The 16,727-nt window shown below is 31.5% G+C and carries 9 protein-coding genes and 3 tRNA genes; 8 read left to right on the forward strand and 4 right to left on the reverse strand.

Annotated elements, in window-relative coordinates; translation table 11 throughout:
• Positions 1 to 2: 2 nt before the first annotated feature.
• From ACXAHM_RS16950 to ACXAHM_RS16965, 4 genes are all read left to right on the forward strand, one after another.
• Positions 3 to 76: transfer RNA gene (locus tag ACXAHM_RS16950), tRNA-Met, on the forward strand.
• Positions 77 to 113: 37 nt separating this feature from the next.
• A tRNA-Met gene (locus ACXAHM_RS16955) sits at positions 114 to 187 on the forward strand.
• 37 nt (positions 188 to 224) lie between these two features.
• Positions 225 to 298 (forward strand) — tRNA-Met (locus ACXAHM_RS16960).
• Between the two features lie 135 nt (positions 299 to 433).
• On the forward strand, positions 434 to 3,079 hold the full coding sequence (locus ACXAHM_RS16965) for a carboxypeptidase-like regulatory domain-containing protein (RefSeq protein ID WP_474962133.1): 2,646 nt from the start codon (positions 434 to 436) through the stop codon (positions 3,077 to 3,079).
• Positions 3,080 to 3,137: 58 nt separating this feature from the next.
• Here the strand turns inward: ACXAHM_RS16965 and ACXAHM_RS16970 are convergent, their stop codons facing one another.
• The 3 genes from ACXAHM_RS16970 to ACXAHM_RS16980 form a co-directional block, all read right to left on the reverse strand.
• Entirely contained in the window at positions 3,138 to 5,810 is a 2,673-nt protein-coding gene (locus ACXAHM_RS16970; RefSeq protein ID WP_474962135.1) for a SpoIIE family protein phosphatase, read from the reverse strand.
• A 103-nt stretch (positions 5,811 to 5,913) separates the two neighbouring features.
• Positions 5,914 to 6,978, reverse strand: a complete 1,065-nt coding sequence (locus ACXAHM_RS16975; protein WP_474962138.1) for an ABC transporter ATP-binding protein — start codon at positions 6,976 to 6,978, stop codon at positions 5,914 to 5,916.
• On the reverse strand, positions 6,978 to 8,003 hold the full coding sequence (locus ACXAHM_RS16980; protein ID WP_474962140.1) for a FecCD family ABC transporter permease: 1,026 nt from the start codon (positions 8,001 to 8,003) through the stop codon (positions 6,978 to 6,980). The genes ACXAHM_RS16975 and ACXAHM_RS16980 overlap by 1 nt, the downstream gene beginning before the upstream one ends.
• A gap of 89 nt (positions 8,004 to 8,092) precedes the next feature.
• Between ACXAHM_RS16980 and ACXAHM_RS16985 the strand changes: the two genes are divergently transcribed.
• The 4 genes from ACXAHM_RS16985 to purB all read left to right on the forward strand — a co-directional run bounded on the left by ACXAHM_RS16985 (position 8,093) and on the right by purB (position 13,168).
• Positions 8,093 to 8,737 (forward strand): HAD hydrolase-like protein, encoded by a 645-nt coding sequence (locus ACXAHM_RS16985; RefSeq protein ID WP_474962142.1) that lies wholly within the window; start codon positions 8,093 to 8,095, stop codon positions 8,735 to 8,737.
• A gap of 72 nt (positions 8,738 to 8,809) precedes the next feature.
• Positions 8,810 to 11,254, forward strand: a complete 2,445-nt coding sequence (locus tag ACXAHM_RS16990; protein ID WP_474962144.1) for a penicillin acylase family protein — start codon at positions 8,810 to 8,812, stop codon at positions 11,252 to 11,254.
• Positions 11,251 to 11,643, forward strand: coding sequence for a hypothetical protein (locus ACXAHM_RS16995; RefSeq protein ID WP_474962146.1), 393 nt, complete (start codon positions 11,251 to 11,253; stop codon positions 11,641 to 11,643). The genes ACXAHM_RS16990 and ACXAHM_RS16995 overlap by 4 nt, the downstream gene beginning before the upstream one ends.
• 181 nt (positions 11,644 to 11,824) lie before the next feature.
• Entirely contained in the window at positions 11,825 to 13,168 is a 1,344-nt protein-coding gene (gene purB, locus ACXAHM_RS17000) for an adenylosuccinate lyase (RefSeq protein ID WP_474962148.1), read from the forward strand.
• Between the two features lie 56 nt (positions 13,169 to 13,224).
• Here the strand turns inward: purB and ACXAHM_RS17005 are convergent, their stop codons facing one another.
• Positions 13,225 to 16,650, reverse strand: a complete 3,426-nt coding sequence (locus tag ACXAHM_RS17005) for a two-component regulator propeller domain-containing protein (RefSeq protein WP_474962150.1) — start codon at positions 16,648 to 16,650, stop codon at positions 13,225 to 13,227.
• Positions 16,651 to 16,727: the final 77 nt, after the last annotated feature.

Below are 16,727 nucleotides of genomic sequence, written 5' to 3' on the forward strand. Positions count from 1 at the left end.
CTGGCGAGGTAGCTCAGTTGGTTAGAGCGTCGGATTCATAACCCGGAGGTCACGAGTTCAACTCTCGTTCTCGCTACAAACAAACCCGTAAGCATTGTCCGCTTACAAACTCTGGCGAGGTAGCTCAGTTGGTTAGAGCGTCGGATTCATAACCCGGAGGTCACGAGTTCAACTCTCGTTCTCGCTACAAACAAACCCGTAAGCATTGTCCGCTTACAAACTCTGGCGAGGTAGCTCAGTTGGTTAGAGCGTCGGATTCATAACCCGGAGGTCACGAGTTCAACTCTCGTTCTCGCTACTAAAATTAAGCTCAAGATGAAAGTCTTGGGCTTTTTTGTTTCCATGCTATTTTATTAATAACACCTTTTATTAACTTTGTCATACTAGGTGCACTATCTAAGCAACTATTACTTACTTCAAAAACTAAATGAAAATGAAAAAAATCAATCTATCACTTCTATTACTATTGGTATGTTTTTTAAGTCATGCCCAAAACTCACTTAAAGGGCATTTACGCAACGCTGAGACAAAAGAAGTCATCCCCTACGCTAACATTGTGATTAAAGGGAAAACTATTGGAGGAACTACAAATACTGAGGGTTATTTCAGCATCCCAATCTCCTCTTCTCACTTATCAGATACTGTAGCAATTTCTTCCATTGGCTATTCCAAACTTGAAGTTCCTATTAAACAGCTTTCAAAGTTTCTTAATAACAAGTTGGAGTTACTGCCTGCTGTGGAAGAGTTGGATATGTTAACCATTAAATCCAAAATGCCTACTCTTAAAGAAATCGTTAAGGAAAGTGTCAAAAGCTTCAAAAATAATTTTAGAAAAAAACAATACCTTGGTGAGTTCTATTATGCTGAAGCAAAATATACCAATAATGAATTTCAAGGAGGAATGGAATCTACTGGTGAAATTTATTTTGATAGCTATGATCAAATAAAAGCTAAAGAAGCACACTATCGGGCAAGGCATATTTTAATGTTCGATCAAATCAAACGCAACAAGGATTATGACTGGAATTATATAAATTGGAACTATAAACCAGAGAAAAGTGAACTAAAATGGATCAATAAAGATTATGGTGGTTTTAACTATTATGAAAGGAACCTTCAACAAATCAATTTTATGGAAAATGGAAACATCTTTCATTATCAACAAGCATTTATCAAAAATGGGCCTCTAGTTAACCCTTCTAATTATACTTTCGATCTTCATGAAATGTTAGTTAGAGATGACCAATTAGTATATGTATTAAAGTTTACTGATAATGATTCTAAAGGTGGAGAAGGCTTCTTATACCTAACAGAAAATTATGATCTACTAAAAGTAAGTTCTTCCAATTTTAGACCACTTAGAGATTATCCTAACTTAACTCATTTCCAAAAGCCAAGTTTTACACATCGTTTAACTTCCAAAGGTGAAATCACATTTACAAAGGTTGGCAATCAAATCTATACAGATCATATTGATTTTGAAATGATATATAAAGATACAATTGATCAAGTGAAATTTGTAGGAAAATTAGATGTTCCAAACTTTAGTACAGTAGCTTGTTTTGAACTTAGAAATGCAACTATGTTCAGATGGACAGATCGCTTACCAATTGTTAGATTTGAAGAAACACCAAATATTATATACAATGGTGCGTATTGGAATGCTCAAACTTTATATGTTAATCAATTCTCAAAATTGATTGATACTAAAGCATTAATGTCTCAAACAATTTATGATAAAGTAGAAGAAATTAGATCAAAATATGAACACTATGGTAATAAAAAGATAAGAGAAGAAAATTTTACAACAGAAATGAGAAAACAGCAGTTTGATAAACTTACTTTTGATTACTACACCACTAGAAATCTTCTTCATAGAAGTGCTTATGATGATCTAATCATAGAAGACGATAGAGGGAATAAAAATGTATTGAAAGAGGAATTCAATGCTATGACTAAACTATCTAATTTTGATCCTACGAAAGTAACAGAATCTATCATTGACAGCTTAAAATATAACTATTCGTTCTTTTCGACTCTTGATTTAGTCATCTATGAATATAATGATAAAATACATGAGTTACCTTTTGAGGAAGTTAAAAAGCTTCAAATGGAGTATACACAAAATATGATTGACACCTTAATGGTACATAAACCAAAGTTGTCTAATGAATATGCTAAATCAATGAAAGGCAATATTATTGGCTTATGGTTAAGTTTGAATACAATATATGCTGAAGCCTATCCTGATTCTATTAAAATACATGAGCCAAACTACCTACTAAATGCACTTGTTACTTTTGATTTAGATGACCCTGAAATGAATAACAGCGACTTAGATTATTTGGTGGCTGAACATATCGATACACAATTAAACTTCATAGAAGATGAAAATAGACTTTTCTTAAATGACTCTCCTTTTGGCACTAAAGGAAATACAATAGAACGTTTTCAAGAAATAACGCATCAATATGTAAAAAATGATGCATTAAGAGAAAGAGTAAACCATAAATACCTCACAGAATTCTTCTATTATAATGATAGTGTTCAAAATGAGACATTTAAACAGGCTGTTGCTTCTTTTAACGAAAAATACCCCAATTCTGATTATCAAAATGATTTAGAAAAATTAGTTGCTCATCGTAAAGGCTTTGATAAAAAACAGAAAATTAAATTAATAAAAGGTATTGATCAGAATCTCAGCCCTAAAGAGATTGACTTATCAGAAGGTATACATATTATAGATATTTGGGCTTCGTGGTGTGGACCATGTGTTGTTTCTATTAAAAATAAATACCCAAAAGTAATTCAAAAATACGCTAAGGATAATATTCAATTTCATTTTATCTCAATAGACCAAGGAAATAATAAATGGCTTGAATCCATCAAAAAGTTTGCTCCAGATTTTACCGATCTTCATATCAAAATTGAAGATGAAAAGATCAATACTTTTAAACGTGAAAATGCGGTTCAAGGAATACCACTTGTATTGATCATTAAAGATGGAAAACTGATAAAAAGAATGACAGGCTTTCAAGAAAATGTTTTAAAAATAGAGCTTGATAAGCTAAAACAATAAATGAAAAAAGGCAATCTCAATCAAATGAGATTACCTTTTTTATACTTAATAAAATCAATTAAACTCTTACACCAACCACTGTAATATCATCTCTTTGATCCACTCCTCCTACTTGATGTTGATCCAGTATTTCTTCTAAAGCTTCTTCTTGATCTGACATACTCATAGTTGCATTTGAGGCAATTATATCCTTCAATTTTAATGAGCCAATCTTCTCCCTATTTGCATTATTCTGATCTACATAACCATCTGTTGTTAAGTAAATAGTATCACCTTTTTGTAGAGATAACTTATGATCCGTGAAGATCTTATTTTTTCTACTAGAATAACCAATAGATTTGATATCTCCTTGTACAACCTCTAATTCTGCTTTATTTTGGTTAAATACATAAATTGGACGTTTGGCACCTGAGAACTGAACATCAATGGCATTTTCTTTCTCTTCAATTGCAATTAATGCAACATCCATCCCGTCATCATTCATTGAATTTTCTTGTTGCAATGACTCTCTTACACCTTCATTTAATGCATTTAAAATGGCTACTGTATCTGTAATACCTTTTACATTAACAATATCGTTCAATAAAGTATTACCGATCATCGACATAAAAGCTCCAGGAACTCCATGACCTGTACAATCGACCACAGCCATAAATTTCATTACTTTCCCATCAACTTCCTTACGCTTAAACCAATAAAAATCTCCTGACACAATCTCTTTTGAACGATATAAGATAAAGTGTTCATCAAAGTTTTCTTTTAAGACAGTTTCTGAAGGAAGGATAGCACTTTGAATTGTTTTTGCATAACGCATACTATCTGTAATACTCTTATTCTTCTCATGAAGCTCCTTGTAAGAAATATGATTAGAAACAGCAATTGAAGCATATGACGCTAATGCCTTTAAGTTAGAGATATTAATCTCTTTGTATTGATCTTTCTCACGTGTTTGCATAGTGATGACACCAAGTACATTTGTCTCAACTATCAATGGCATATAAATGATTGATTGGTTTGTCACCTCAATATTTTTATTCCCTTGAGGAACATACAATAAACTTTCCTCATCATAATTATTGATGATCAATTCTACTTCATTGTTGAAACACCAAGCTGCTAGACTGTATCCATCATTAATACTTACAGAATAATAATTTTCTAATCCAGCATCAGATACTTGATTTTTGAAGTCTAACCTCTTTTCATATTTATTATATACTCCAATACCAAAAGTTGTAGCAGGTACTAGTTCTGAAACACTTTCTTGTAATTCATGCATATGTTTCTCAAAATCAAGTGTAGCGGTAAACTTTTGACCGATATCTTTTACAGAGAGCATTTCTTCGTGCGATTTCACAACTTCATTATTTGCATTTTCAAGTCTCTCTGTAATTTCTCTAAGATCGTCTCTTTGTTCTTTAAGTTTTTGAGAGTTTTTATAGAACACAAAAATCAATATTAAAGAGATTGCAGCAACAACAAAATATAGCATTCTTTCTGTCTCCACTTCCTCTTTTTCTTCCTCAATCTGCGTAATTGTTGTTTCTTGATTCGTAATTTGGTTACGCATACGTTCTAGCATTTGAGAAGTTTTGTACTGCGCCTCTTCATAGCGTAACTCGTTATTAATCAACTCTTCCGTAAGTCTCTCTAGATACGTCTCTAAAGATTTTTTACTTTTTTTACTTGCATCTTTTTCTAACTTTTCAGTGATTTTCTGGATCTCTTTTCTGATGTTAGAACCATTTTCTTGAAGTAATTGCTTTTCCGCTTCTAGAGAATTAAAAACAGCTTGAAAATTCTCAGAATATTCCATGTTTGTTTCGCTTTTTACAGCATTTTCATCTTCACTAGATATATAAACAAACATATAATTATCTTCATAATCATATTTCGTTTTAATAATTGAATAATCATCAATCTGGAAGTTTGTTTCACTTAAAGAATCTGCATAAACTTCAAATTCACCATTTTTATCAGTGATAAATGTTTTTTCATTAATTTTTACATTTAATGAATCAGCTGGCGATATATCTTCTTCATAAACGACTACAACTAAAATAGGATCAATAAAAATTTCTTCTTCTTCAATTTTATCTTCCTTTTCAGCTTCATTTTTTGTCGATACAGAAAGTTTAGGTGTATTCGTTTTTGCAACTACTTCTTTTACTTCTTTTTGTTTTCCTGGTAGCGTTAAAGTGACTTTATTTAACTGAGGGTTATAATATGTGTTTTTCTTATCTACTGGATCTCCATCTACAAGAAATATAGTAGCGTTTCTCACCTTATAATTACGGTCAATTTTCAGCTGGAAGTTACCTTTTTTGTCTGTTTTAACCGCTTGAAATTTTTGACCACTTATTTTTACAAATTTATCGACTAATGGTTGCTTTCCCTCGTAAACTACGCCATCAATATATACAGGTGCAAAACTCAATAAGACTTTAATAGAATTAGCTCCTTCTAAAGCCCATGTTTGCATCTTGAAACCTCTTTTGATGACATTCAAGTTTCTTATTTTACTTGAATTAGAAGTTGAAAATGTAAATTGTCCATCCGAGTTTGTTGTTGCTACTTGTTGTCCATCTAAATAGACGATTGCATTATAAACAGGCTGTTGGTCTTCATCTATTACTTGACCTTTTACTACTTTTTCTTGAGCAAACAAAGTAATGGCTGTAGTTAAAAGTAATAGAAGAGTAGTTATGTAAATTTTGTGTATATGCTTCATCGAGTCTGAGCAGGATTATAAAAAAATTTGACTTACTGTCAACTGTAATTATAATCAAATATAAACGAAAAGGGAACAATTCTACAACAAAAGAGAAATATAATTATTGAATGTTGGAATATAACTTTACTAACTCGTCAAAAAGGTTAATTTCATCCACATTAAGTGTAATTTCTTTATCATTATGAATTACACGCCATTGCAACTGATTTACTTCTTTTTTCCAAACTAATTTAATGTAAAAAGCACCATTTTCTCTTTTTAATGCTCCTTCTGAAACCAGCTTTTTTTCTTCCCAAAACACTCTTAATGGTAAATCTGTTTCACCTTGATAGTCCTCTGTTGAATCATCCAATTCTATTGAAAAAGAAAACATTTTTTGGTTTGGGCAAAAATTAAATACTCCAGTAGATGGATTAAAGGCTATATTTTTAGATGAGAATACTTTATTTATAATGTTATCAGAAACTATTTCTGCTGGTGTGCCTTGAGAAATCAAATCATCATGTAAAATCCATAATCGATCTGCCATCTGAAGAGACATTTCAATTTCATGGGTAGATAGCAAAATCACTTTCTTTCGAAGCCTCGCAATTTTTTTAAGCAATTGAAAAACTTCAATTCTATTAATTAAATCTAAATGAGCAGAAGGTTCATCTAAAAAAATGATTGCCGTATCTTGAGCTATTGCCCTTGCAATCATTACTTTTTGCCTTTCACCATCGCTTAAAGTAGTTACTATTCTATCCTTTATATGCTCTGCCCCAACATCTAATAGTGCTTGATAGGCGATTTGATGATCTTTTTCTTTCATCTTTCCCCACCAATTTAGGTAAGGATATCTACCCATCAGCACCGTTTCTATGACCGTTAATTTACCTACAATATTGTTATTAGAATAAACAAAACTCAACCATAAAGATTTTTCAGATATCGACATTTCTAGTATATCTTGATCACTTATATACACCTCGCCTTTTAATGGTCTAATATCTGCTGATAAAGTTTTCAGTAAAGTAGATTTCCCTACTCCATTTTTTCCTATTAAAACACAAAAGTCACCTTCCAATAAGGACAGTTGATTGTAATTGCCTATTACTTTCTCGTTGCCTTCTTTTTCTAGATAGCCAGTAACTAAATTGTTAGTTCTTAATACTTCTTTTCTCATTATTTCCTCCCTTTTAGCATGGCAAGTATGACAATTGGTGCACCTATTAAAGAAGTAATTGAATTAATAGGAATAACGACTCCTGAATTGCTCCAATGAGAAATAGTATCACATATTAGCATTCCTACAGCACCAATTACAGCACTGTAAGGTAATAATCGAAAATGATCAGAAGATTTTGCTACTACTCTTGCAATATGAGGTGCAGCAATGCCTACAAAACCTATGGGTCCACAAAATCCAGTAACAGCTCCACTTAAAATACTAGCTGACAGAATACTAACCAGTCTATATTTTTGAATTGAAAGTCCCATACTTTTTGCATAATTCTCTCCTAATAACATCAAGTTCATCGATCTACAGAGTGTTAAGGAGATAACAAAACCTACAATTACAAAGGCAATTAAGATAAATATTTGTTCATAAACGATACCACCTAAACTACCGAATGTCCATAATATATATTCTTGAAGTTGATCAGGGTGACTAAAATATTGTGCAATTCCTACTAATGAAGATGTCAAAGCAGCCAGCATAATTCCAACGATCAATAATGCTACATTATCATTTACCTTGTGAGCAACAAAAAGTATAATTAGCATTACTAGTGCTGCTCCTGAAGAAGAGGCAATGACCGTCAACCAAATTCCATAACTTTCTAGATACGATAAACTATTAATTCCCAATCCAATCCCAGAAGAAAGGGATACCAAAGCCACTCCTAATGATGCTCCAGAATTGATCCCTAAAACAGAAGGCCCTGCCATTGGATTCCTAAATAATGCTTGCATCAAGAGTCCACTTACCGACAAAGCAATACCCACTAATACTGCTACCAATGCCTTTGGAATTCGAATCAACCATAATATTGTAGATATGCTGTCTGATTCATTATTTTGGAAGATACTCGTAAATATATTTTTAATTGAAATATGTGTAGATCCCACACTGATATCCAATACAAAAAGAGGAAATATCAATAACAGAAGGCCATACAACTTTAAATCAATACTTTTATTACCCATGAAAATATTCTGTACTATAATTTATTATTCGCAATATGGTCACATTAAATGATTTTTATATTAATTTAAATCATTCTTTTTTTATGAATATGATTGGACAAAAAATCTTACTTTTTGATTTCGATGGCACTCTTGTAGATAGTTTGAGTATTGTCGAGAAAATAATTACTAAAATCTCGTCTAGATATCAGCTTGACCTGACGGAAACTAATTTGAATGTATATAGAAGTTTAACAGCTTCTGAGATCATTAAGAAAATAAAATTAAAACCGTGGCTACTCCCCTTTTTTGTTTTAGAAATTAAAATAAGAATGTATTTCAAACGTACGGAATTAAAACTTTTCCCTAACGTCAAAAAGGAAGTGATAGAATTATGGAAAGAAGGTTATGAATTACAGATTTTAAGTTCGAACTCAAAAACTACTATCCAAGACTTTCTTAAAAGGAATAATATTGAAAGGTATTTTTCTAAAGTACATTCATCCTCTAAACTATTTTCTAAAAACGTAAAAATTAATCAGATTAAGCAAAATTCGACAAATGAAATTCTATATATAGGTGATGAAGTAAGAGATGTTAAGGCTTGTAATAAAGCTGAAATTCCTATTCTTGTTGTTAGTTGGGGTTATAATGCAAAAGTTATATTAGAAAAAACAAATTGTATTTCTGTTGTTGATCATCCTGAAGATTTAAAAAATAGAATAGACTCATATTTTTTTCATAAGAAAGAATAAACTTCTTGTTTGAATGATCATAGGGATTATGTAATTTTAAGCTCATTTTTTATATAATACTAATACTAAGCTATGAGATCCTCAATCGCAGGCATTATTTCAGCTTTTACTTTTTTTTGTGTAGTAGCCCTTGACTCTAAAATAAATAATATACCTCCTTTAGGTCGTTTTTTAGATCCCTTTCAAGGTTTTTGGCAAAATGAAGTTAAAAATGAAAAGCTTCCAGAAGTCATACAACTTGAAGAAATGATTTCTGAAGGCACTATTTTTTATGATTCTTTGCTTATCCCTCATATTTATGCAGAAAACGAGCATGACCTTTACTATTTACAAGGGTATATAACAGCTAGACATCGTCTTTGGCAAATGGATTTTCAAGCGATGGCCGCAGCAGGTAGATTGTCAGAAGTATTTGGTGATTTAACGATTCAGTACGATCGAAATATGAGAAGACAAGGTCTTCAATTTGGTGCTGAAGCTTTCATTAAAAGTCTAAAGACTGACAAAAAGATGATCTCTATATTAAATGCTTATACCAACGGTGTAAATGCTTATATAGATCAATTGAATTATGCTGACTACCCCGTTGAATATAAGTTTTTTAAATACAAGCCAGAGCATTGGACCCCACTAAAAACGGCTTTAATTTTTAAATTTATTCAATACTCTTTAAGTGGACCTGACAATGATTTTGAAAATACCAATGCATTACAACTTTTAGGGAAGAAAAATTTCGATATTCTTTTCCCTGAAATATTACCTTTTCAAGAGCCTATAGCTAACAACGATTCGGTATGGAGATCTTGGAATGTAACACCAATTAAACCTCCTAAAAATTATTCAATATTAAGTGGACTAAGAAAACATGCCGTTGAAAAAGAAGACCCTGATAATGGGAGTAACAACTGGGCTGTTAGTGGTTTAAAAACAAAAAGTGGCAATCCTATCTTATGTAATGATCCTCATTTAAACCTAACAATGCCATCAATATGGTTTTCGATACAATTGACACATCCAAAAGGAAACACAATGGGTATGTCAATCCCTGGAGTACCATGTATTGTCGTTGGTTTTAATGAAAAAATCGCATGGGGTGTTACTAGTGCAAGAAGAGATGATAGAGATTGGTATAAAATATTATTCCAAGATAAATCAAGAACTCATTATTTGATTGATAATTATTGGTCCAAAGCCGACCTAAGAGTTGAGGAAATAAAAATTCGTGATAAAGATCCTATTATGGATACGGTAAGATATTCTAGATGGGGTCCTATCGTGTATGATAAAACGTTTGGTGATGCCAAACAAGAAGCAGGATATGCATTACGTTGGAAAGGGCATGATGCAAGTAGAGAATTAAGGTCAATTTATATGATCAATCACTCTAAAGATTATGAGGATTTTACAAACGCAATTCAATATTTTCATGGTCCCGCTTTGAACTTTGCATTTATAGCAAGTGATAATACTATCGCCATGAATATCCAAGGAAATTTCCCAAATCGATGGAAAGAACAAGGTAAATTTGTCATGGATGGTACTCGATTAGATACAAAATGGCAAGGGTTTATACCTTTTGAGCATAATATTAAAATTGTAAATCCATCCTCAGGGTATGTAAGTTCTGCCAATGAACATCCTGCTGGAAAAGAGTATCCATATTATCATTATGGTCAGTATTATGAATACTACAGAAATAGAAGAATTCATGATTTATTGGACAGTGCGAAAGACCTAACTGTAGGTGATCTGTCAGAAATGATGAATGACAATTATAGTTTATTTGCCGAAGAAAATTTAGAATTCATGCTCAATGAACTGAATATAAAACAATTTTCTGATACTAATAAAGCTATTGTAGACAGTTTAAAAACATGGGATTTCTTTTATTCTCCAGAAAATGTCTCATCAATCTATTTTGAAGAATGGGCTAAGGAAGTTCAAAGTATTGTTTGGGATGAATTTCATAATCACCCTTCAAAAGAATACGCTATTCCCACTAGGGCAAATACATTTTATCTTCTAAAAAACAGACCTGATCTTCCTTATTTTGATGAATTAGAGACTGTAGAAAGAGAATCTATAAGTGAAATTATTACAGAAGCATTCATAAATTCTGTATTGAAAGTAGATAAATGGAAAAAAAGCCATGCTGATGAAAAATTAAATTGGGCAAACTATAAAAATACAATGTTTCAGCACCTTGGTAGATTACCAGGATTTAGTGTTGAAAATGTTCAAAATGGTGGTTATAGAGGTATTGTCAATGCTACAAAAGAAAAACATGGACCTAGTTTCAGACTTTTGGTGGAAATGACTCCTAATGGACCACTCGCCTATCAAGTAATTCCGGGCGGACAATCAGGAAATGCAGGAAGTCCATTTTATGACAACATGGTTAAAGCATATGAAAAAGGTCAATTATATAAAGTTGAATTCTTCCATAAAGGGGATTATTTGAATACTTCTTTTGAAGAAAAATTACTTAAATCGGAAAGAATAAATAAAAAGCAATGAATAGAAATTATATAATATATGGTGCAACAGTTGCTTTGTGTGCTAGTCTACTTCAATTGATCTTTCCTTGGTGGATCATGACGATTCCATGTTTTGCATTAGGAGTTGCGAAGCAAAAGCAAAATTTCTTACTCATTTTCCTTACAGGATTTATTAGTATTGCTTTGCTGTGGGGTGCCTATGCTGCATTTATTCAATTGTATACAGGTTCTGAATTGAGCTATAGAATTGCCACAATGTTCAAACTACCTTCCAATGATTTTGTTGGAATAATAGGAGCATTAATTGGTGGTTTTGTTGGAGGATTATCTGCTTTATGTGGTGCATTAATTAAATGGGCCTCAAAAGATCTGAAACCTGTTGTGAAAGAAAATAATGAGGATTATTAATTCATACCTCCTCCCAAAAAGAAAAAGAGCTTAGAAATAACTTATTATTTTAAGCTCTTTTTTTTGCATAATAAATAGTTAAAAATATTCGTCAATGTTTTTCAATTTAAAGTTTTGATTCATTTATCATCATCTTATATTTGCCACTTGAAATGTTTTTTACAAAATTCCAATAACTAAAATGGAGCTAAATGAACTAAGTGCAGTATCTCCTATTGATGGCAGATACAGAAGTAAAACCTCAGCTTTATCAAATTATTTTTCGGAACATGCTTTGATAAGATATAGAGTTTGGGTAGAAATTGAATATTTCATTGCTTTATGCGAGTCACCACTTCCACAACTTGAAGATTTTGACAAATCTTTATATGCTCCAATTAGAAAAATCTACCAAGAATTTTCTCTTGAAGACGCTCAAAAAGTAAAGGAGTTTGAAAAAGTTACAAATCATGATGTAAAATCTGTAGAGTACTTTATCAAGGAAAAATTTGATGCATTAGGAATCAATGAACACAAAGAATTTGTTCACTTTGGTCTTACTTCACAAGATGTAAACAATACAGCTATTCCTTTGTCATTAAAAAAGGCAAACGAAGAAGTTGTTATTCCAATGCTTGAAGAAGTGATTTCTATGATTGATGTTCTAGCTAATGAATGGGAAAAACAACCTATTCTAGCCCTAACACATGGTCAGCCTGCTTCACCTTCTCGTTTAGGAAAAGAATTTAAAGTATTTAGCTATAGAGCTAAAAAACAATTAAACGCTTTAAAAGAAGTTCCTTATTCAGCAAAATTTGGTGGTGCTACAGGTAATTTTAATGCTCATCACGTTGCCTATCCATCAATCGATTGGGTTGCTTTTGGTAATGATTTTGTCAATGAACAATTAGGTTTAGATCGTTCTCAATTCACTACACAAATTGAGAATTATGATAACTTAGCGGCACTATTTGATGCTTTCAAGAGAATCAATACAATATTAATTGACTTATCGAGAGATGTTTGGCAGTATGTTTCTATGCGTTATTTCAAACAAAAGATTAATAAAAATGAAGTAGGTTCTTCTGCTATGCCTCATAAAGTTAATCCAATTGATTTTGAAAATGCTGAAGGTAACTTGGGTATTGCATCTGCAATTTTAGAGCACCTTGCTGCAAAATTACCGATTTCAAGATTACAAAGAGATCTTACTGATTCTACAGTATTAAGAAACATTGGTGTTCCTTTAGGACATATCCTAATTGCACTTCAATCTTTACAAAAGGGATTGAATAAATTAGAATTAAATGCTGATCAATTACAAGCTGATTTAGAAGATAACTGGGCTGTAGTTGCAGAAGCTATTCAAACGATTCTAAGAAGAGAAGGTATTCCTAATCCATATGAAATGCTTAAGGATCTTACTAGAAAAAATGAGAAAATTACAGCGGAAAGTATTGCTACTTTCATTGCTGAACTAGAAGTTTCTGAAGCTATTAAAGATGAATTAAAAGTAATTACTCCTTATAATTACACAGGTATGTAATTCTTTTCATATACATATAAAAAGGCGATCTAATAAGTGCTAGATCGCCTTTCTTGTTAAGAAATTATTGCCATAATTGTGATATCATCTCGCTGCTCTTCTTCTTCTTGGTGAAGTGATAGAAGACGTTCTAATTGTTCTTTTTGAACATCTAAAGACAATCGACCAATACCCTTTAAAACACTTTCAAACATTGTTTTACCAATCTTCTTACGTTGTTGGTTATTTTGATCCATGTAACCATCTGTAGTAAGGTAGATGACAGTGTCTTTTTTAAGAATTAAGCTATTATTTTCAAAAGACCTATTTTTTCTTTGTGGACCACCAATGGCCTTTTTACTACCATTGACATGATTGAGACCTAATACTTTATCAAAATAATATAGTGGTCTTTTTGCACCGGCAAATACTACTTCATTATTTTCATCATCAATTGGTGTTATTTTACACAAACAGATATCCATTCCATCTGTATTATTTGACGTTTCCTGTTTAAGTGCCTTTTGAACTCTTTGATTGATTCTTTCCAAAATGTCTTTGGGGTCATCAATTTTTAATTCATTAATTATATAATTAAATGAGGCATTACCAATCATACTCATAAAAGCACCTGGAACTCCATGACCTGTACAATCTACAACAGCTACAAAAGTGCTTTTCTCATTTTGTCCAACCCAATAAAAATCTCCGGCAACAATATCTTTTGGCTTATAGATTAAAAAGAAATCTGTAAACACCTTGGATAAATAATTATCACCAGGTAATACTGCACTTTGAATAGTTTGAGCATAACGCACACTATTTGTGATATGATTGTGCTGCTCTTTTAATTTTACATTTTGATTTTGCAGTTGTAAATTCTTCTCCTCGATATAACTTCTTTGTGCTAAGATTTCTTCTTGTTGTTGAATAAGTTCCTCATTTTGAGTTGTAATTTCTCTTTTTTGCTCTTGTAAAGCATCATTTTGTTCAGAAATTGCTTTCTGTTGTTCATGTAGCTCTTCATTTTGAGCTACGACCTCTTCAGTTCTTTCTTGAACTATAAATTCTAATTTCCTTTGTTCCTTTTTTAATTGGAAAGTTCTATACTTATAATAACTGATAAAAAGTCCAATGATGGTGAAAGTAAATAATAACCTAAACCAAATTGTTTTCCACCACGGAGGCAGCACTTTAATTTCTATACTATCTCCTACTTCATTCCATACATTATGATTATTTGATCCAATTACTTGAAAAGTATATGTCCCAGGATCAAGGTTTGTATAAGTAGCAGTTCTTCTACTTCCATCTCTCCAAGTTTTATCGAAACCTTCTAATCTATATTTATACTTATTTTTATCAGTATGATAGTAGTTTAACGCTGCAAAATCTATTGAAAAAACAGACTGTTTATAGTTTAATGTCAATTGATTTGTTTCTTCAATTACTTCAGTTAGTGGAGATGATTGATCCTCAAGACTTACTTCCTCATTGAATAACATAAATTTTGTAAACACCACTGGCGGAACCGTATTATTCTGTTTTGCATTTTTGGGATTGAATAATGTTACTCCTGAACTATTTCCAAAAATTATCTCTCCAGTTTGTAATTTTAATGCTGCACCCTTATTAAAAACACCTTCTTGAGAGAGATCTGAACTCATATAATTAATAAAAATCTCATTTTCTGGATCAAACCTAGCTATATTATTTTTGGCGGATATCCATAGATATCCATCATTATCTTCTGTAATGGAATTGACTTCATTATTTGCCAAACCTTGATCAATTCCATATGTTTTAAAAGTGCCTTTTTTCACATCAAATTTTGAAAGACCATTCGATGTACCAACCCAAATTCCTCCATCTTTTGCTTCAAAAACATGAGTACTAACTGTTCCCTGAAGAGATGTAGGATTTGTATCATCTGGAAGTAAAATCTGGATTTTCTTTGTATTTAAATCATATACGTAAAGGCCATAATATGTTGAAAAATATAAATGTTGTGTACTACTTTCAAAGAAGTTAAACGAACTATTGATGGACTCTTTTTTACCTAATGGTAAGATACTTTTAGAGACTTCTTCTGTTGCTGGATCAAACATAAAAACACCTATGTCATGAGCAACAATCCAAAAATTGCCTTTAGAATCTTCATAGCCTTTCCATATATTATTATTAGGTAGAGATTTTGCTTTATTTGGGTTGTGTTTAAATTTTTTAAAAGTCTCTTTATTTGGGTCAAAATAATTTAATCCCCCTCCCCATGTACCTAACCAAAAGTTACCTTCTGTTGTCTTAGTAATACTTAATATTGCATTTGAACCAATAGAATTTTCATCATCAGAGTTATGCTGAAAAACTTTTATTGTTTTCGTTTTTTTGTTGAATACATTCAAACCACCGCCATCAGTACCAAGATAAATATTCTCTTCATCTTCATTCATACTGATAACATTATTATGACTTATAATTTCCAAACCTCCTCTATTATTTGAAATCAAGTTGAATGCATTCGTTTTAGAATTCCAATAATTCAGTCCCTTACGAAATCCTCCTAACCAAAGGTTATTTGAATTATCCTTATAAAATCGAAGAATGTGATCTTCTGAAATACTTTTTGTATCATTTACTTTATTTTGAATAAAATCAAAATGATTTGTATTGGTGTTTAAAACAACCACACCATGATCTGCTGTACCAATCCACAGTTTATCATTCACCTCAATAATATCCCAAACCACTTTTGTAGGAATATTAATATGCTTGAATTGATTTAGGTTTTCATTGAATTCATATAAACCTCCTCCTTCAGTTCCAATACGAATTACACCATTTTTATCTTGATGAATAGCTTCAATATTATTATTTACAGTACTATTATTTTCATCAAAATATTTTTGGATTACACCTTTTTGGTTTGTTAAATACAATCCATTTGATTTTGTGCCAATCCAAAAGTCTCCATTTTTACTTATGAGAAATTTATTTATACTTTTTCCAGAGACATTTTTTAATATCTTCTGTTCTTGCGTATCGAATAGAAATAAACCATTTTGACAACCTACCCACATCTGATGATTCTCAATGGGCTTTAAAACTTTTACACCTACAAACTCAGGCATAAATATTCTAATAAAATTGTCTTGTTCTCTGTTATAGAGATTTAAACCACCTGCATCTCCAACCCACATATTATCATATTGGTCTTCCACGATACAATGAATGTAATCGGAAATAATAGTACTAGAATCTTTAGTAGCGTTTTTATAAACTCTAAAGTTATACCCATCATAACGATTAAGACCCATCACAGTCCCAAACCACATAAAGCCTTTCCTATCTTGATAAATTGAGTTGACGGTTACATGTGATAAACCATCTTGAATACTAAGTCTATCAAATTTATAAGCAGTATTTTCAGGAAATTGAGCAAATCCATTGATAGAAAAAATTAATAGCAAGGTAGTTATGATCTTCGTTAGTTTTAAAGATTTCATAGCCAATTAGAATTTAAATAAATCAGTTAATAGAAAGAAAGAGTTGTTGTACACTTAATACATTAAAGTGTTTTAGC

It is taken from the genome of Flammeovirga sp. AWQ4_249 (assembly GCF_056161045.1).